Genomic DNA, 17,782 nt, shown 5'->3' with positions numbered 1-17,782 from the left:
TGTTCCGCTAATTCGCCGGGCTTGCAGGATAGTCCTCCCGCCTTCCGGTATCGCCCCCTTGGATGACGAAGTCTCGCCGGTCACGGTACAGGCGCGCCCGGTTCAGGACCTCGTCCCCGGCGTCGAGGTCGACTTCCTCGCACTCCACCATGATCCAGTACTTGTAGTCGTCGAGGAAGAGATACCGGCGTGTCTGGTGGAAGAACCGGCACTCGACGCCCTCGCCCCGGTCGATCCGTTCGCAGAACGCGGCCAACAGCTCCTCCTGCCCATCCTTCTTGACGACGACGTACTCATGGGGCCACGTCTTCCGGTAGGTGACGGCTTCGCGCCACGGTGCGTTTGCGATCAACTCCATGATGTGCGGCCGTTGCTGCGTTCCGTTGTCCACGTCCCCTCCCTGCTGCCCATTCCGCAGTCTGCGGAGCAATTCCTAAACTGCAAGTTGACATCTATACCGCTTTGTGTGTAGAATGTCAACCATCGGTCATGCGGAAGGGGAGCAACGGGATGTTCGGACAACGGCTTCGGCTGGCCCGCAAGCGAGCAGGCCTTTCCCTCCGAGCGCTTGCCGAGCGGATGGACCCGAAGGTCACCGCGCAGGCCATCAGCAAGTACGAGGCGGGCAAGATGATGCCCTCGTCGGCTGTCCTGGTCGGCCTCGGCGACGCGCTTGATGTCTCGCTGGACTTCCTCATGAGCGACCGCGTCGATGTGCTGGACGGCCTCGTGTTCCGCAAGGACTCGGGCACTTCCGCCCGCGACCGCGCCCGGGCCGAAGCCGTCCTGACCGACAACCTCGAGCGATACTTGACCATCGAGGACATTCTCGGCATTCCGCCCGCGGCCGACTGCTTGGAGCACTGCCGCTGCGACCGCATCGCCACCGAGGCCGAGATCGACCAGCGCGCTGAAGAGCTCCGGGAAGCGTGGGACCTCGGCATGGATCCGGTACCCAGCCTGTGCGCCCTGCTGGAGGAAAAGGGAATCAAGGTGGTCGAGGCCGACCTCCCCGAGCGCATCAGCGGTCTCGCGTGCCGGGCCATCGGGCGGGGGAGGATCGTCGCCGATGCGGTGTTGGTGTCCAGCCGGACCAACGTCGAACGCAAACGCTTCACCTTGGCCCACGAACTCGCGCACAAGATCATCCGGTCGACCGGCAACCCGGCCATCAAGCTGGAGGCGGCGATGAACCGCTTCGCGGGCGCGTTCCTCGTCCCCGCGCGGGATCTCCTGGAGAAGGTCGGGGGGAGGCGACGCCGCGTCACCTACTACGAGATCGCCCGTCTCAAGCACACCTACGGGGTCTCGGCGGCGGCCATGCTGGTCCGCCTCGGTCAGGTGGGTGTGCTGCGGGCGTCCGCGGTCCGGCGCGCGTTCGCGACGTTCGCCCGGTCGTGGCGTACGACGGAACCGGAACCGATGGGCGACGAGCAGGGATTCGGTGCGTTCGAGAAGCCGCAGCGCTTCAGGCGGCTGGTTTGGCGTGCCGTGGGAGAGGAACTGATCTCGCCGGTTCGCGGGGCGGCGCTGCTGGGGGAGCCGCTAGAGGTGGTAGAGTGGCAGGTTAGCGGGCCAGGGGTGGGATGAGGGGCCTAAGCAATCGGCTCCACGCGGGCAATGCCCTCTCAAGGACCAGGGGGCGATCAGGTGATTGACGCGGTCGCCCGGTGGGCGTACGCGGTATCTTGCCCGACTCGCATGGCCCGCGAGAGGTTGCGTCGACCCGCAGGGCCGGTAGGTCCCCCTCTCCTGAAACCAGAGTGATACATGGAGATTCTTGATCCTCGGAACGAAGTCCCGAACACCCCGGTCGGCCAGATCCTGACGCACGAAGGACGCTCGATCGCCCTGGTCGACCTCGGACGAGACGCAAGCAATGCCCTGCGAGCATCCTGGTCCACGGATCAACCGTTCCAATCCGGCGGAGTGGTGGACACCAAATGGCTCCTTCCGATGCTGGGCACCGGGAGCACCGCCGCGTCGTCGCTGCTCGCCGGCAACGTCTTCCTGGCGACCGCCAATCCCGCGACGCTGATGACCATCGGCACCGGGGTGGGCTCGGCGGTAATGGGTCCGACCGGGATCGTTGCGCAGGCCCCGTTCGTTGCCGCCAGCAGTGCCCTGGTGCCGGTTGTCGCACCCATGATGCTCTTCTCGACCGTCTCGTCGGTCATGCTGTGTGCACGCCTCGATCGAGCGCAGCAGACGCTCGGTCGTCTCTCCGACGTGGTAGAGCGCGTTCGAGCCCTTCTGGACGCCGAGGATTACGCAAGGCTCGAAGCCGCGGCCGAACGGATTGACGAAATCCGGTCCGAATTCGAACACTCCCGCCGGTTCGCCAGCGACGTATCGGCCAGACTGGCCAAGATCGATCACGACGTGAGTGTCCTGCGTTCCAAGTACGGACTCCTGATGAGCGGGGACGTGAAGTCGGAGAAGGGCGCGCGGGCCGCGGTTTCGGATCTCAACCGGTTCTTCCTGGCCAGTCTTCAGGATGTCCAGATCGACGTGCTCCAGTTGCTCCTGGCGATCCAGAACGATCCCGATGTCGTCGAGTTCCGTCTGTCCCGGCTCCGGGAGAAGCTCCAAGGGTACGCCGAGCGATTCCGGCAGGTCCGCGGTGACGACCGGGTCGGAGCCTACCACAGGGAATTGAAGGGGCAACTGGACAAGTCAACGGGCGTGGTGCCCCGGGTGTTGATGCCGATGCGGCGATTTCTGCCCAGTGGCCTGCGGTTTGGGGATCTGGCCGCGGAGCTGGACAAGGTTCGGGACATTCGGAGGGACTTCGAGGCGGCGCAGATGCGCGCCGCGCAGTGGATCGATGCGACCGATGCCGTTACGGACGAGTCGCGGCTGCCGTCCCTCATCTTCTACCGCGAGCCCGAGGGTGAGCAGGCGTTGCGGGCTCGGCACACGCACGATATTCGCTTGGAACGGGCGGCGTAGTGCGTGGTCTACCGGAGGGCAAACGGATCATCGAGGAGCAGGCCCGCCGTCAGGTGCGCACCTTTCTCGATGAGTTGAGGAACGGGACGACCAACTACCGGACTGTCGCCAGCCTGGGCGATCAGGTGGCGCAGGAGTACCGGGGAAGAGCCGTGTTGGAGTTGTTGCAGAATGCCCACGATGTCCTGGGCGGCAGCGACGACCCGGGCCAGATCTCGTTCGTCCTGAACCCGTCTGCCGAACAGCCCGAACTGCTGATCGCCAACAGCGGGCGGCCCTTTCGTCCCGAGGATTTCAGCGGAATCTGCGAACTCGCGCAGAGCCCCAAGGATCCGAACGAGAGTGTTGGCAACAAAGGGCTCGGCTTCCGGAGCGTGCTCGAACTGACCACTTGCCCGGAGGTCTGGTCGACCGCGCCCGCGGAAGACAAACCCGCCTTTACGTTCGGCTTCCACCCCGGAGTGCTTGATCCGATAGCTCGAGTGGCCATGCGGCTCTTCAACGGCGACGCGCCGACCGACCCCGCATTCGGCCTGGAACCGGTCGTGGACTGGTCGGAGAAACAGATCGACGAATACCGGAGCCGCGTGTCAGGGAACAGCGTCACATCCGTGGAACAGGTCGACACGTGGCTCTTGGAAGAGGTCAAGCACCTGTCGCCCTACGTACTGCCGCGTTTTCTCGGCGATCCACCGCCCCAAGTGGCGAAGCTGCTCGAAGATGGCCATGTGACGGTCATTCGCCTTCTACTGGACGGGGGGAGGGCGGGCAGCGCGACGGAAGCAGTCCAGTCGGTTCGAGAGCAACTCGTGGCGTTGGACGAAGCGGCGATGGTGTTCCTGCGTCACCTGTCGGTGTTGCGGATCGCCATTGACGGAGATCGCACGGAGCTCAAGCGCGAGGCCGATTCCGAACGCTCCGGTCCCGTGCCGGCCAACCGTTATGAGCGACTGAGGGTGAGCAGGTCGGCGGCGGACGCCAGCGATGTGACCCAGCGGTCTTTTCACGTCTGGAGCCGCACCTTCGGCGGCGAGGACCAGCCGACGGAAAGCGAGCGTGTCGCCGCCGCCGTCCGCCACCTTCCGAATCGGTGGCCGGAGGTGCGGAAGGTGAAGGTCGCCGTCGCGGTCGAGGAGACACGAGAGGCACGGGAGGGCGCTTTCGTCATCTTCCTTCCCACCACGGTGAAGACTGGTGTCGGCGCGCATGTGAACGCTCCGTTCTACGGATCTTTGGACCGGAAGAAGATCGACTTCGGTGACGAATACAACGAACTACTGCTCGAATTGGTGACGGACCGGGCACTCGAAGCGGTCCTCGAGCTGGTGGAAGGTTCCCCAGAGCCGTGGCGGGGCCGGGCGGTGATCGATCTGGTTGCGCAGGCCGGTTCGTCGGCGTCCGACGCTCCCGAGCTGACGCGCCGCCTCCATGAACGCGGCCGCAGCCGGGAGGACTTTACCTCCCTTGATCAGATGAAGCTGATCCTGTGCGATGGCGGCTGGCGGCGGCCCGCCATCGCGCGAACGATGCCGAACATCCCGGCCGACGATCCCTTCGGCGAAGCGGAGTGGCGCGGGCAGGCTGGATTCGATGTGGCATCGTCCACGCTTGACGAGCGGCGCGAGGCCGTCAAGGCCTTTCTGCGAGCGCTGGACTGCTCGCCGGATCCGACGGACGGGGAGTGGGCGGACACCCTGAAGCGAATGGCCGACCAGATCCGCCGGCACCAGGTGGACGCCCAAGCCGACCGATCCCGTTCTTCGGAGGTGCCGCCCGACTGGAACATGTTCTTGGAGAGTGTGCTCGCCCTGCTCCCGACGAGACTGCGGTCCGAGCCCAAGAAGCCGAAGGCCGATGCTCTCGCCGAGGCGAAATTCCTTCCCGCCGAGGACGGACGGCTGCTCTCGGCGTCCGACGCCAATGCTGTTCGGATCTTCTTTCAGCCTCGTAGCGGTGCCGACGACGCTGCGGATTTCGTCGGCTCCGTTCCGGGCTCCCTCAAGGAGCGGGTGGCATTCCTCCACCACGACGTAGAGACGCACGAAGGACCACAGCGCCGGCGGACCGAAATCCAGAAGTTCCTCGACGGGCGGTTCGTGCAGAGCTTTCGGAGAGCCGATCTTCTCCGAGTCGTCATCGTCCCGTCGCTTCCGGACCTGCCGGCCGCTCATGGCAGCCTCGAGGCGAGGAAGTGTGCCGACGCGCTGGCTTGGAGTCTGGAATTGATTGGCCCGGAGGAACCGGAGGGTCTGTTGGATGACCTGGCCAAACTTCCCGTTGCCTGCACCAACGGCTGGTTCGCGATGAAGGAAGCCGTGTTCGGGCCGGGGTGGCCCGAACGCTCCGGCGACCACCTGCAAACCCTGGCAGATGGCCTCCCTGGCGAGGAAGGCGTGAAGCTCCTACGGAATGCACTCCTGCCCCCCGACGACGACCGATGGTTCCCCCAAGGAGACAATCGTGGCGCTGGCGGCAGCCAGCCGGACAGGACCGACCTCGCTGATCGCGGCGACCAGTTCGCCCGTGCGGGGGTGGTGGACGGGCTGCGGCTCGAAGCCTGCGAGCCGATCCGCTATTGGATGGAAAAAGCCAGTCCGATGCTCCCGGACATGGCTCCCGATTCCGTACCGCAATCGGCGTGGGCGGACTGGCGCGAAGCCGTTTTGGAGCAAGTCAAGCCCAGGAGGGACAAAGACTTCCCATACGAACTCCAAGATGTCTGTTGGCTTCCCCTGCTTCATCGTGAGGATCTCGACGCCTTAACTCATGCGGCCCTCTCGGGCCTCATTCTGACGTCCCTCACGCGATGGCCGAAGGGTTGGGACGAGGTGACAATCGGATTGAGGCATGCCCGGTGGGATTGGACACAGCGGATCACATCCCCGCTCAAACACTGGCTGTCCACCGCGCCATGGCTTCACGACATCCGCCCCGGTGGAGAAGGGCTCGCGCGCGAAGGCCTGCAACCGCTGCACCGACGCTGGTTCGTTCCCAAGTCCCTTCTTCGAGGTCAGATCAGCCGCTTCCGCCACCTGTCGCCGCTTTCGTTGCCGTTGGCCCAACGGCTAAGCGAAGACGAAGAGCGACTCGAAGTGCTCGAGAAGCTCGGGCTCAACGTCTACCCAACCGACGACGACAGGACTGGACCGGCCCTCTTGGAAGCCTTGGCCGATGTCGCAAAGGCACTCGCCGACGGCGCGGGCGCGACCGGCCACGACGCGATTCCCGCTGGCGGGTTTGATGTGCTCCTTGGCCAGATTCGTCATGGTTGGAGACACTTGGACTTGGATGAAGAGCTTCCCACACGGTTCATCGTTCGCACGAAACCGCGGATGTTGGCGGTCCGCTCGCCCAAGGAGCTCAGTGACGTCTATCTCCCCGGTCATGGTTGGCGCACCCGTCTGTTGCGCGAACACGGTCAGTCGATCATCGCCATGCGGCCGGAGGAAGCGTCGAAAAGGCCGCTTCGCGACCGTCTCGTCGAGTTCGGAGCGAGACTGGCTTCCGGGCTGGAGGAACACTGCCTGATCGATGATCGTCCGAGCGCCCAAGTTGAGGAACGAAAGCAAACGCTCGACGCGGCGGGCTTGGGCTGGCTTCCGATGGTGCTGCTCGCCCTTCACGCACACGGAGGCGCCAACCCGTCGGGACCGGCGACCGAGGCGTGGCGGCGAGCGGCCAAACGGCTTCGCGGTGCCTGTGTTCAACAGTGCCTGTCCATCCAAGTGGAACTACGGGATGGGGAGCGATCCGTCGCACGCAGCGAGCCGCCGGCACATTGGCTCTCGCGGCAACGCATTCTTGTCCTGCGCCGTGACATCATGCGAGACGGCTCCTACGAGGAAGCAGCCTCAGCGTGCCAAGCGATTCTCGACCGCCAGGATCTTCTCAAGGATCTTCGTCTCGTGCTCGGGGCACTGGACGGCAATCCGCGACCCACCGGGAGACAGATCGAGGCGGCCTTGGACCGTGCAGAGATCGATGCCGTGGCCGGAGCCGACATCCGGCATCGCTGGGAGGGCGAGACATCTACCGTGGTTCACCGGATTCGGCCGGTGTTGCAGCTCCATGGCATATCCCACGACGATCTTGGCACGGCCGCGACGGACACCGCAGGGCTCACCAGGTGGCTGGCAGCAAACGTCTGTATCCCGAAATGGTCGACCGAGGACCTGCTGGCGGCCGCCCGCGATTGCCACGACGACTTTGCAATGGGATTCACGGCATGGCGAAGGCTGGGTAACGACGCGGAGCTTCCGAAATGGAACAAGGCGCTTTCGGTGCTCGAAGACAAGTACGAGCAGGTCAACAATGCACAGTCCGACGCCCAGGCGAAGCGCTACCTGGACGAAGTCGCGCCCGTGCTCCGAGCCTTCGCCCGGCATATCGCCACGGCGGACGCACAGGTGCCCATCGAGGATCAGGGCGAGCTGTTTTCGAAGATCGACCAAGTGCACGGGCAGCTCGAGGGCAGCACGGAATGGACCCGTCTCTGCGCGGAGTGGTCCGCCAGCCATTGGAGGGTGCCGTTCAGCGCCGTGCTTGGGGTGCTCCGCGCGAAATTCACGGAGATTCCTGAGGTCCGGATGCATTGCGGTGCCCTTGATGGCGTGACGACGGTTGGCTCCCTGCGGTCGGCGCTCGAGCGAAAGGGTGTGATTCTGGATCCAGATCCGCGCGAAGTGGCGCGCGGCAATCAATACCGCCTCAGTCGGTTAGTCTGCGGAGTGCGCGAGTGCTACGAAGCGTGGCGCAATAAGAAGAAGGGAGCCAAGTCAACGTCGAGCGCGAGGGGCTTCGAAGCTCGCTCGGACGCCTCCATGTACCTGCGGGACTGGCCGGATGACGACCTGCTCGAACGCGCGAAGCTGGCGGTCGCCGATGGCGACTTCTGGGTTGCGGTCAAGGAATGCGCGACAATGGAGCAGATGCGCGAGAGGCTCGGCATCACTCTTGAGGACCTGGAACGCACTAAGGGGAGGCGTGTGCAACAGGATGCCGAAAAGGAGCGGCAGGCGAGAACCGTCGAGGTCGCCGGAGAGCCATTCGAAATCGGCGGGCCCGTGTCGTATAGCGAACTCTTTGTCCGACTACTAAAGCTTCCCGACCCCCCGGGGCTTGTCGAGGGGATCGGTCCACCACCGCCGGGGCCGGCCGTGGGCGGCGGAATGCGAACGAGCGTCTCCAGCGACAGCGAGCTCTCCCGGCGCGGACGCAAGACGTCACACCGGCATGGCCCGCCCGACCTCCCCGAACTGGTGGGAATCGTCGGAGAAATGCACGCCTTCCGCTTCCTTGAGGCCAAGTTCGACATCAGCCCGAGCGAATGGGTCTCCGAGTCCAGAACCAAAGTCGTGCCCCTGCTGGACGCTGAGGAGGACGTAACCAGCGACAGCCTCGGCTACGATTTCCGGTTCACGCGCGACGAAGTGACTTGGTGCGTCGAGGTCAAGGCGACGAAGGGTGACGGCCTCGGGTTCGAGCTGCCGTCGAGCGAGCTCAACGCCGCATCCCGCATCGCCCCGAGAAGAAACGAGCGGTGGCGCATTCTGCGCATCGTGAAGGCGCTGAGCAAGCAGCCAGCGTGCTACTGGCTTCCGAACCCGTGCGAACCGGGTCCGGGTGAACGGCTCCGGCTCGTTCGCCAGGGTGGTGCGGCCGTCGAGTATGCGCTAATCGAAGGACAGTGAAGACGACCGATCCGCTGCCGACACTCTTCCATCCGGGCCAGAAGAGCTATGAAGCCCATGCCCTTCCCATCGCGCCGGATCCATCGGCTGCGCCTGCGTGCTGGAACCGAAATCCGTGCGGCTACTCCGTCCTTCGTGTAGATGTGATGGCTTCCACGGATTCTTCTCAGCCGCCAGCCGCGGGACTCAAGCAGACGGCAAAAGCCTTTGCCGCTTAACGTCTTCAAACAGCGATCTCGATGATTCTGTCCGTCCCCGAGACTGGAACATCCGAAGCATCAACCGAGAGGCATCCTTCGACCGCCTCTCTCACGTTTTCCAGCAACTCGTCAAGCGACTCGCCTTGGGAGACGCATCCACTGATGGCCGGCACTTCGGCCCAATAGCCGCCTTCCTCTGCCTCATGGACAACGATTGTGAGCTTCATGACGCCATGTCCCGCTGGTGTGGTGGATCCGATTCCGCCGTGTGCGTCCGGGACCTCGTTGAGCGGCCCTTCTTTCCAGCCGCACCTGGCCGACCAGCTCGACCCTCAGACTGAGATCCAGCACCCTCGCGGCCTGGGCGAGCGTATCGAGCCGGGCACCTAAGGTACACCATGTCACCTTGGTCAGGAGGAGCCCCCTACCAGGATCCCGATGTGTTCCTCCCTGCTACCGCCGGTCACCTCCCTCCCGGAGGCGGCCCCCGATACGTCCGCACCGGCGGCAGGTGCGCGCCCGTGAGCCCCTGAGGGGCGGGCTCGCTCACCACCGACAGGTTCAGCGTGCCGATTCCGTCGATGGAGGCGGAGATCTGCTCGCCCGGCTGCAGGAAGCGCTGTGCCCCCCGAACCGCCGTGCCCATGCCGACGCCCCCGGAGGTGCCGTTGTTGACGACGTCCCCTGGGAAGAGGGTGATGATGGAGGAGCCGTACTCGATCAGCTCCCAGAGGGAGTGGATCATGTCGCCGGCGGTGGCCTCCTGCATGCGCTCGTCGCCGACGTCGAGCGTCTGGCGCAGAATCTCCATCGGATTCCCGTAGAATTCCTTCGGCACGATCCAGGGCCCCTGGGGCGCGAAGGTGTCGTGGCCCTTGCCCACGAACCAGTCGGAGGTCATGGGGTTGCCGCCCGGCGGACGGCCGCCGCGGTCGGAGATGTCGAGCGACACCAGGTAGCCGAACACGTACGTCTCCGCGTCGTTGGCGGACACGTACTTGGCGGATCGGCCGATGACCGCGCCCAGTTCGACCTCCCAGTCGATGCGGTCGCGCCCGTAGGGAAGCACCACTTCGCCCCCGTCGCCGATGACCGCGCCCTTGCTCGGCTTCAGGAAGAGATAGGGCACGCCCCGGTTCTCACGCCGCTGCCGCCGCGCCTCGGCCCGCTCCTCGTCGGTGCCGGTCTCGTTGACGTGGCTGTAGAAGTTGACCGCGGCGTTGAGGATCTTGCCCGGGTACAGGATGGGCGGGAGGGTGCGCACGTCCTCGAGGTCGTGTACGTAGGACGGGCGGCCCGCGCCCAGCATGTCGTTCTCGACCAGGTGGTTGACGACCTCGTAGAGGCGACGCTGGAGGCCATACTCATAGCGCTCGATCAGCTCCAGCATGTCTCCCGGGGCCTGGACGCGGGCATAGTAGGGATCGCGTTGGAGAGCGGTGTTGGCGGCGTCGACTTCGACGATGAGCTGGTCGCGCAGTACCAGCGACACGGTGGGCGTGCCATCGATCTCGAAGGTGCCGACCTTGAAGGGCTCGGCGATGTCCGGGGCGCCCTGAGCGGACGCCGGCAGCGGCATCACCAACAGAAGCAGTGTGGCCAGGATCCGGAAAGTGCGCATGTTGTCCTCCGCTGGTTGACTTCTTCGGACCAACTCCGGCCTTGGGTCGGGTGGGCGTTTTTCGCAGCGAGTCCGCGGGTTCGCGCCGCACCCTTCGCAAGACTGCACAGTTACGCCCGGCCCGGGACTCTGTCAAACGGATTGCATGGCTCTGTCTCGTCGTCTACCGTTCCCCTCCGCGCAGATCTCCCTCCGCGTACATCTCTCCGGCAGCAGGTGGGTCATGAAGACGATCCGTTGGTTCCTCGCGCTTTCCATCCTGGTCACCGCTCCGCTCGCGCTCTCCGCGCAGCAGAAGGCCCCACTTGACCACGACGCCTATTCGATCTGGAACCAGATCCAGGACGAGGACTTCTCCCGCGACGGCCGCTGGCTGGTCTACCGGCTCGTGCCCGGGGACGGCGATGCCACGCTGGTGGTGGAGCACCTGGAGGACGGGCGCCGCGTAACGGTGGCCCGGGGGGCCGATCCGGGCTTTAGCGCCGACAGCCGCTTCCTGGTCGCGCTGGTCGAGCCCGCGGAGGAGGCGGTGGACGCGGCCCGCGCCGAGGGGTCGCGCGACGCTCCGGGCGACTCCCTGCTGATCCTGAACCTGTCCGACCTGTCGGAGACGCGCGTCGCGGAGGTCCGGTCGTTCCGCCTGCCCGGCGACGGCGGCGCCTGGATGGCGTACCTGATGGACGAAGACGCCGGCGATGACGAAGACGAGGAAGAGGGCCCCGCCCAGCGGGGAGAGGGCGATGACGACGACGGGCCGCCCCGCCTCGACGACGGCACCGACTTGGTGGTGCGCGACCTCTCCACCGGCCAGGAGCGCCGCTTCGACCATGCGGTGAGCTACGCCTTCTCCGGCAACGGCGGCGCGCTCTACTACACGGCGTCCGGGCAGGACGGCGCCGCCGACGGCGTCTTCCGCGTGGGAACGGCCGGCGAGGCGGAGACGGTCACCGGCGGGGAAGGGCGCTACCTCGGGCTCGCCGTCGCCGACGACGGCGCGGTCGCCTTCCTCACCGACCGCGACGACCGCGGGGCCGGGGCGCCCGCCTTTTCGCTGTACGCCGCGCGCGAGGGGTCGGCCGCCGCCCAGGTGGCCCCGGGCGCGGAGGCCCTCCCCGACGGCTGGGCTCCGAGCGAACACGGCGGGGTGTCGTTCTCCGGTTCAGGCGCGCGCGTCCTCTTCCACAGTGCGCCCCGGCCCCTTCCGGATCCCGAGGACGAGACACCCGAGGACGAGCGCGTGCGCGTGGACATCTGGAACTGGAAGGACCCTCTGCTGCAGCCCATGCAGTTGGTGCAACTGGACGACGAGCTGGAGCGCAGCTACCAAGCGGTGCTCGACCTCGGGAGCGGCCGGGTGGTGCAGCTCGCCACCACCGAAGTGCCCGACGTGACCGTGGCCGACGACGGCGACGGGGCGGTCGCGATGGGCAGGAGCGGCCTACCGTACCGGCAACTGGTGTCGTGGGACGCCAGCTACGTGGACCTCTACACCATCGACGTATCGGACGGCTCGCGGCGGCAGGTGGCCGAGCGGGTGCGGGGCCAGGGCACACTCTCGCCCGGCGGCGGCTACATCACGCGGTGGGACGGCGTCCGGCGCATCTGGGTCGCCATCGACACGGGCAGCGGGGAGGAGATCGACCTCACCGGCACGATCGACGCGGGCTTCGACAACGTGCTGGACGACCGGCCGGATCTCTCTCGCTCCTACGGGGAGGCGGGGTGGACGGCGGACGATGCCGCCTTCCTGGTCTACGACCGCTACGACATCTGGTCGGTCGACCCCACCGGCCGCGCCACTCCTCGCAACCTCACCCGGGGCACCGGGCGCGCCTCCGACACGCGCTTCCGCTACGTCGACCTGGACACCGCCGACCCGGTGGTGCCCTCCGGCGAGGTGTACCTCTCGTCCTTCCACCTGTACGACAAGTCGTCCGGCCTGTGGCGGGGCGACTTCGGCGAAGGCGCCGCTCCGGAGCCCCTCATCGCCGGCGACGCCCGCTACGCCGGCCTGCTCGGGGCGCGGAACGCCGAGGTCTTCGCCTACACCCGCTCCACCTTCCAGGAATTCCCGGACCTGTGGGTGGCGGGCCCGGAGCTCGACGACGGGCGCAAGGTCACCGACGCCAACCCGCAGCAGTCCGACTACCTGTGGGGCACCGCCGAAATCGTGGAGTGGACCTCCATGGACGGCATCCCCCTCCAGGGCATCCTCTACAAGCCGGAGGGGTTCGACCCGTCGGAGGAGTACCCCATGATGGTGTACTTCTACGAGCGCTCTTCCGACGGTCTGTACGGCTACACCGTGCCCGCGCCGGGCAGCTCCTCCATCAACCGCAGCCTCTACGTCAGCCGCGGCTACCTGCTCTTCGTGCCCGACATCCCCTATCGGGACGGTTACCCGGGCGAGAGCGCGCTCGACGCCGTGGTCCCGGGCGTCCTCGAGCTGGTCGAGGAAGGCTTCGTGGACGCGGACCGGATCGGCGTGCAGGGGCACTCCTGGGGCGGCTACCAGATCGCGTACATGGTGACGCGCACCGACCTGTTCGCCGCGGCCGAGGCGGGCGCCCCGGTCTCCAACATGATCAGCGCCTACGGGGGCATCCGCTGGCAGTCGGGACGCAGCCGCGCCGTCCAGTACGAGCGGGGACAGAGCCGCATCGGCGGCTCGCTCTGGGAGTATCCGCTGCGCTTCATCGAAAACTCGCCCATCTTCACCGCCGACAAGATCAACACGCCCATCCTCATGCTGCACAACGACGAGGACGGAGCGGTGCCGTGGTATCAGGGGATCGAGCTGTTCGTGGCGCTACGCCGTCTGGGCAAGCCGGTGTGGATGCTCAACTACAACGGCGAGGCCCACGGCCTCAGGCAGCGGCACAACCAGAAGGACTGGGCGATCCGCATGCAGCAGTTCTTCGACCACTACCTGAAGGGCGCGCCCGCTCCGGTGTGGATGGAGGAAGGGGTGCCGGCCATCATGAAGGGCAGGACGCTGGGGCTGGAGCTCACCCGCGTGCGGGCGATCTCCGAGGAGGAGCCGGGCCGGTAGCCTCGCGCGGTTCCGTCCTCGCGCGCGCTCGTTCCCGGATCTCGTCCACGGTCCCGAGCGACGACCGCTGCGCGGGATCCTCGGAGGCTAGCCGCGCCAGCGCATGGGCGCGCCGCGGGATACCGCCATGGCCCCGCTGCGTACCAGGGCGTCGGTCTCCGCGATCCGCCCGGCGCTCTCCAGGAAGCCGTCGATCCTGGGGCCGCTGCTGGTGATCTCGATGGTGAAGTGGCCTTCGTGCTCGGCGAGAATCGACCCGCCGAACTCCGCAACCAGTTCCTCCAGTTGCGCGCGGGTGCCGGTTGCCAGGCGCAGCTTGAACAGCACCAGTTCGCGGATGATGTGGTCGCGCCCGGTCATGTTTCGCAGATCCACGACATCCACCAGCTTGCTCAGCTGCTTCATGATCTGCTCGAGGGTCTCGTCCGAGCCGTTGGTGACCAGCGTCAGGCGCGAGACGGCGTAGTCCTTCGTCGGCGCGACATTGAGGCTTTCGATGTTGAAGCCCCGGGTCGAAAACAGGTCGGTGACGCGGGAAAGCGCGCCAGCCTCGTTCTGAAGCAGGACGGACAGGGTGTGTCGCATGGCGGTCTAAGCTTGCGGGATGGCGCTGGCATCGCAAGATATGCAGGCTCGCCGGAGGGCTTTGCCATTCGGGTGCCTTTGTTCGACTATTCACCACGGTACCACCATCCGTTTCCGTGCCCGCCACGGGAGGCGTCTCCATGACAACCAGCACCGCGCTCCGCGATTCCCGCGCGCACCCGCTCGCGGGTCAGGTAATGAGCGGAGCCGAGATGATCGTCCAGGTCCTGGCCGACGAGGGAATCGACACCATCTTCGGCTACAGCGGCGGAGCGATCCTGCCCACCTACGACGCCGTCTTCCGCTACAACAAGGAAAACGCGGTGGACGGGGTGGAGCCGATGCCGCTCATCGTGCCCGCGAACGAGCAGGGCGCCGGCTTCATGGCGGCCGGCTACGCGCGCGCGAGCGGCAAGGTGGGGTGCGTGCTGGTGACCTCCGGGCCCGGCGCCACCAACTGCGTGACCCCGGTGCGCGACTGCATGGCCGACTCGGTGCCCATCGTGGTGATCTGCGGCCAGGTGCCCACCGCCGCCATCGGCACCGACGCCTTCCAGGAGGCCCCGGTCACGGCGGTGATGGGGCCGGTGGCCAAGCACGTCTTCCTGGTGACGAAGCCGGAGCAGCTCGAGGCCACCATGCGCACGGCCTTCGAGATCGCGCGCACCGGCCGGCCCGGTCCGGTGGTGGTGGACGTGCCCAAGGACGTGCAGAACTGGACCGGGGCCTTCCACGGGGAGGGATGCCTGCCCATCCCCGGGTATCGGCGCCGCCTCGACGCGCTCCGCGCCCGCAAGCTGAGCCACGACCGGTGCCGCGAGTTCTTCGACATGCTGGGCGAGAGCCGCCGACCGCTCATCTACGCCGGTGGCGGGGTGGTGAACGCCAACGCCTCGGAGCCCCTGCGCCGGCTGGCCAACGATTTCGGCATCCCCGGCGTGACCACGCTGATGGGGCTGGGCAGTTTCGACACCACCGCGCCGCTCTGCCTGCACATGCTGGGGATGCACGGCACCGCGTTCGCCAACTACGCGGTGGACGACTGCGACCTGCTCATCGCCGTGGGGGCGCGCTTCGACGATCGCGTGGCCGGGGTACCGGCCAAGTTCGCGGCCAGGGCCCGGCGGGTCGTCCACTTCGACATCGATCCTTCGGAGATCCACAAGGTCAAGCCGGCGGACTGGCACTACACCGGGATGCTCGGGGAGGCGCTCGACGACCTGGTGGCGTACGGGCACTCCATCGGCTTCCGGGCCGACTTCTCCGACTGGCACGCCGAGGTCGCCGCGCTCAAGCGCGACTACGCCCTCGACTACGACCGCGAGAGTTCGCTCATCCAGCCCTACTACGTCATGGAGGTCATGAACCGCATCACCCGCGGCAACGCGATCATCTCCACCGGCGTGGGACAGCACCAGATGTGGGCCGCCCAATACTGCGACTTCAGCGAGCCGCGGCTCTGGCTGACCTCGGGGAGCATGGGCACGATGGGGTTCGGGCTTCCCGCCGCCATAGGGGCCCAGTTCGCGCGCCCGGACAAGCTGGTCATCGACGTGGACGGGGACGCCAGCATCCGCATGAACCTGGGCGAGTTCGAGACCGCCGCCTCCTACGATCTTCCGGTCAAGGTCATGGTGCTGAACAACTTCGGCGACGGGATGGTGATGCAGTGGCAGCGCCTGTTCTTCAAGGGGCGGCTGTCCGCGAGCGACAAGTCGCTGCGCAAGAAGAACTTCGTGCTGGCGGCGCAGGCGGACGGCTTCGAGTACGCGAAGCGCCTGGATCGCAAGGAGGACGTGCCCCGGGTCGTCAAGGAGTTCCTCGAGTTTTCCGGCCCCGCCTTCCTGGAAGTCGTCATCGACCCGGAGGCGCACGTGTATCCGATGGTCGGGCCGGGACTTTCCTACCAGGACATGGTCACCGGCGACCACATCCCCAATCGCTACGAGGACCGGGGCGCGGAGCCCGATCCCTCCGATCTGTTCTGAGGCAAGATGATGCGCGTTCTTCCCCTCCTCCTGCTCGTCGCCGCCGCGTGCGCACCCGCCTTCCAGGTCGAGGAGGCGACCATCGCGGACATCCACCAGGCCATGGAGGAGGGCCGGATCACGGCGGAGGAGCTGGTGCAGGGTTACCTCGACCGCATCGAGGCGTACGACCGGCAGGGCCCCTACCTGAACTCCATCATCACCGTGAGCGAGTACGCGCTGGGGCGGGCGCGCGAGCTGGATGCCGCCTTCGGCGAGTCCGGCTTCACCGGTCCGCTGCACGGCATCCCCGTGATCGTGAAGGACAACTACGACACCCACGACCTGCCAACCACCAACGGGACCCTCGCCTTCCGCGGGGCAATTCCGCCCGACGACGCCTACCAGGTGCGCAAGCTGCGCGAGGCGGGCGCGATCATCCTGGCCAAGTCCAACCTGGCCGAGTTCGCGTCCAGCGGGGCGTTCACTCTCAGTTCCGTGCTGCCGGGATTCTCCCGCAACCCCTACGATCCGACCCGGGTGACGGCGGGTTCGAGCGGCGGCACGGGAGCTGCGGTGGCGGCCAACTTCGGCGCCGTCGGGCTGGGCTCCGACACCGGCAGCTCCATCCGGGGGCCTTCCTCCCACCAGGCGCTGGTCGGGTTCCGCACCACCATGGGGCTCACCAGCCGCGACGGGATCGCCCCGCTGAGCGCCGCGCGCGACGTGGGCGGTCCCATGACCCGCACCGTGGCCGACGCGGTGGCGGTGCTGGAGGTGATCGTGGGCCAGGATCCCGCGGATCCGGTCACCTTCGAGAGCGAGGGGCGGGTGCCCGACAACTACCGCCAGTTCCTCGACGCCGACGCGCTCCAGGGCGCGCGTATCGGCGTGCTGCGCCAACTGTTCGAGGAGGCGCGCGACTACGACGATCCGGGCTCGCTGGGAAGCGGGGTGCTCGTCCCGGGCGAGGAGATGCCGTCAGCGGACCCGGAGGCGGGGGAACAGGAGTCCGGCGCGCGCGAAGGACAGAACCAGGAGCAGCAGGGAGAAGAGCAGGAAGACGAGCCCACCACCATCCACCCCGAAGTGCTGCGGGTGATGGAGCAGGCGCTCGAGGACATGCGTGCCGCCGGCGCCGTCATCGTGGATCCCGTCGAGATTCCGGATCTGGACGACATCCGCGGCGACTTCCCGAGCATCAGCCGGCTGAAGCATGACTTCGAGAAGTACCTGGCCACGCGTCCCGAACTGAAGTTCAGGACGCTTGACGAGGTGGTAGAGTCGGGCGACTTCCATCCCTTCCTGCGCGCCAGCATGGAGCGCAACCGGGAAGTGGACTACGTGCCCGAGGAGCACGAGGATTATCCACTATACCTGGAGACGCAGCAGCGGCTGCAGGACGCCGTGCTCGCGGTCATGGAGGAGCACGAAGTCGACGTTCTGGTCTATCCGACCTACAACTACCCGGCCCGGCTGATCGGCGATGAGAACACCACCTACGGGGCGAACAGCTCGATCCTCTCGCCCCCGACCGGCTTTCCGGCCTTCAACGTGCCGATGGGATACTCGTTCGGCACGCTGCCCGCGGGACTCCAGCTCCTGGGACGGCCCTTCGACGAGCCGACCCTGATTCGCATCAGCTACGCCTACGAGCAGGCCACGCAGCACCGGCGGCCGCCGCCGTTCACGCCTCCGCTGAGCCGCTGAGGGCG

General features: G+C 66.7%; 11 protein-coding genes. 6 read left to right on the top strand and 5 right to left on the bottom strand.

All coding sequences use genetic code 11. The annotated features are described in order from the left end of the window. Positions 1-7: 7 nt before the first annotated feature. On the bottom strand, positions 8-391 hold the full coding sequence (locus OXU32_06680) for a hypothetical protein (GenBank protein ID MDE0073651.1): 384 nt from the start codon (positions 389-391) through the stop codon (positions 8-10). Positions 392-510: 119 nt separating this feature from the next. Between OXU32_06680 and OXU32_06675 the strand changes: the two genes are divergently transcribed. The 3 genes from OXU32_06675 (at position 511) to OXU32_06665 (ending at position 8,642) form a co-directional block, all read left to right on the top strand. Next, on the top strand, positions 511-1,590 hold the full coding sequence (locus OXU32_06675) for an XRE family transcriptional regulator (GenBank protein MDE0073650.1): 1,080 nt from the start codon (positions 511-513) through the stop codon (positions 1,588-1,590). Positions 1,591-1,770: 180 nt separating this feature from the next. Next, entirely contained in the window at positions 1,771-2,952 is a 1,182-nt protein-coding gene (locus OXU32_06670) for a hypothetical protein (GenBank protein MDE0073649.1), read from the top strand. Continuing rightward, positions 2,952-8,642: a DUF3883 domain-containing protein gene (locus OXU32_06665; GenBank protein MDE0073648.1), complete on the top strand. Its 5,691-nt coding sequence runs from the start codon at positions 2,952-2,954 to the stop codon at positions 8,640-8,642. Before OXU32_06670 ends, OXU32_06665 begins: the two co-directional genes overlap by 1 nt. Here the strand turns inward: OXU32_06665 and OXU32_06660 are convergent. The 3 genes from OXU32_06660 to OXU32_06650 form a co-directional block, all read right to left on the bottom strand. Beyond that, on the bottom strand, positions 8,540-8,869 hold the full coding sequence (locus OXU32_06660) for a type II toxin-antitoxin system HicA family toxin (GenBank protein ID MDE0073647.1): 330 nt from the start codon (positions 8,867-8,869) through the stop codon (positions 8,540-8,542). The two genes, OXU32_06665 and OXU32_06660, sit on opposite strands and share 103 nt — an antisense overlap. Further along, on the bottom strand, positions 8,866-9,069 hold the full coding sequence (locus OXU32_06655) for a type II toxin-antitoxin system HicB family antitoxin (protein ID MDE0073646.1): 204 nt from the start codon (positions 9,067-9,069) through the stop codon (positions 8,866-8,868). The genes OXU32_06660 and OXU32_06655 overlap by 4 nt, the downstream gene beginning before the upstream one ends. Positions 9,070-9,305: 236 nt before the next feature. After that, the gene (locus OXU32_06650) at positions 9,306-10,463 is read right to left on the bottom strand and encodes a fumarylacetoacetate hydrolase family protein (protein ID MDE0073645.1); all 1,158 of its coding nucleotides are present in this window, start codon (positions 10,461-10,463) and stop codon (positions 9,306-9,308) included. Between the two features lie 223 nt (positions 10,464-10,686). On the opposite strand from OXU32_06650, the gene OXU32_06645 reads away from it, so the two are divergent. Continuing rightward, entirely contained in the window at positions 10,687-13,515 is a 2,829-nt protein-coding gene (locus OXU32_06645) for a prolyl oligopeptidase family serine peptidase (protein MDE0073644.1), read from the top strand. 87 nt (positions 13,516-13,602) lie between these two features. Here OXU32_06645 and ilvN read toward each other — a convergent pair whose 3' ends face one another. Then, on the bottom strand, positions 13,603-14,100 hold the full coding sequence (gene ilvN / locus OXU32_06640; GenBank protein MDE0073643.1) for an acetolactate synthase small subunit: 498 nt from the start codon (positions 14,098-14,100) through the stop codon (positions 13,603-13,605). Between the two features lie 140 nt (positions 14,101-14,240). On the opposite strand from ilvN, the gene ilvB reads away from it, so the two are divergent. After that, complete coding sequence (gene ilvB / locus OXU32_06635) at positions 14,241-16,088, top strand: biosynthetic-type acetolactate synthase large subunit (protein MDE0073642.1); 1,848 nt, start codon at positions 14,241-14,243, stop codon at positions 16,086-16,088. Positions 16,089-16,094: 6 nt separating this feature from the next. Further along, positions 16,095-17,777: an amidase family protein gene (locus OXU32_06630; GenBank protein MDE0073641.1), complete on the top strand. Its 1,683-nt coding sequence runs from the start codon at positions 16,095-16,097 to the stop codon at positions 17,775-17,777. Positions 17,778-17,782 lie beyond the last annotated feature (5 nt).

This window comes from Gammaproteobacteria bacterium (assembly GCA_028819075.1).
In the GTDB taxonomy this organism is placed as follows: Bacteria; Gemmatimonadota; Gemmatimonadetes; order Longimicrobiales; family Gaopeijiaceae; genus BD2-11.
This window is presented reverse-complemented; position numbering and strand designations above follow the sequence as displayed.

Bases quoted from the DNA above. Each gene is read 5' to 3' on its own strand.
- ilvB (MDE0073642.1), top strand. From the start codon at position 14,241: ATGACAACCAGCACCGCGCTCCGCGATTCCCGCGCGCACCCGCTCGCG.
- ilvN (MDE0073643.1), bottom strand. From the start codon at position 14,100: ATGCGACACACCCTGTCCGTCCTGCTTCAGAACGAGGCTGGCGCGCTT.
- OXU32_06655 (MDE0073646.1), bottom strand. From the start codon at position 9,069: ATGAAGCTCACAATCGTTGTCCATGAGGCAGAGGAAGGCGGCTATTGG.
- OXU32_06650 (MDE0073645.1), bottom strand. From the start codon at position 10,463: ATGCGCACTTTCCGGATCCTGGCCACACTGCTTCTGTTGGTGATGCCG.
- OXU32_06670 (MDE0073649.1), top strand. From the start codon at position 1,771: ATGGAGATTCTTGATCCTCGGAACGAAGTCCCGAACACCCCGGTCGGC.
- OXU32_06675 (MDE0073650.1), top strand. From the start codon at position 511: ATGTTCGGACAACGGCTTCGGCTGGCCCGCAAGCGAGCAGGCCTTTCC.
- OXU32_06645 (MDE0073644.1), top strand. From the start codon at position 10,687: ATGAAGACGATCCGTTGGTTCCTCGCGCTTTCCATCCTGGTCACCGCT.
- OXU32_06630 (MDE0073641.1), top strand. From the start codon at position 16,095: ATGATGCGCGTTCTTCCCCTCCTCCTGCTCGTCGCCGCCGCGTGCGCA.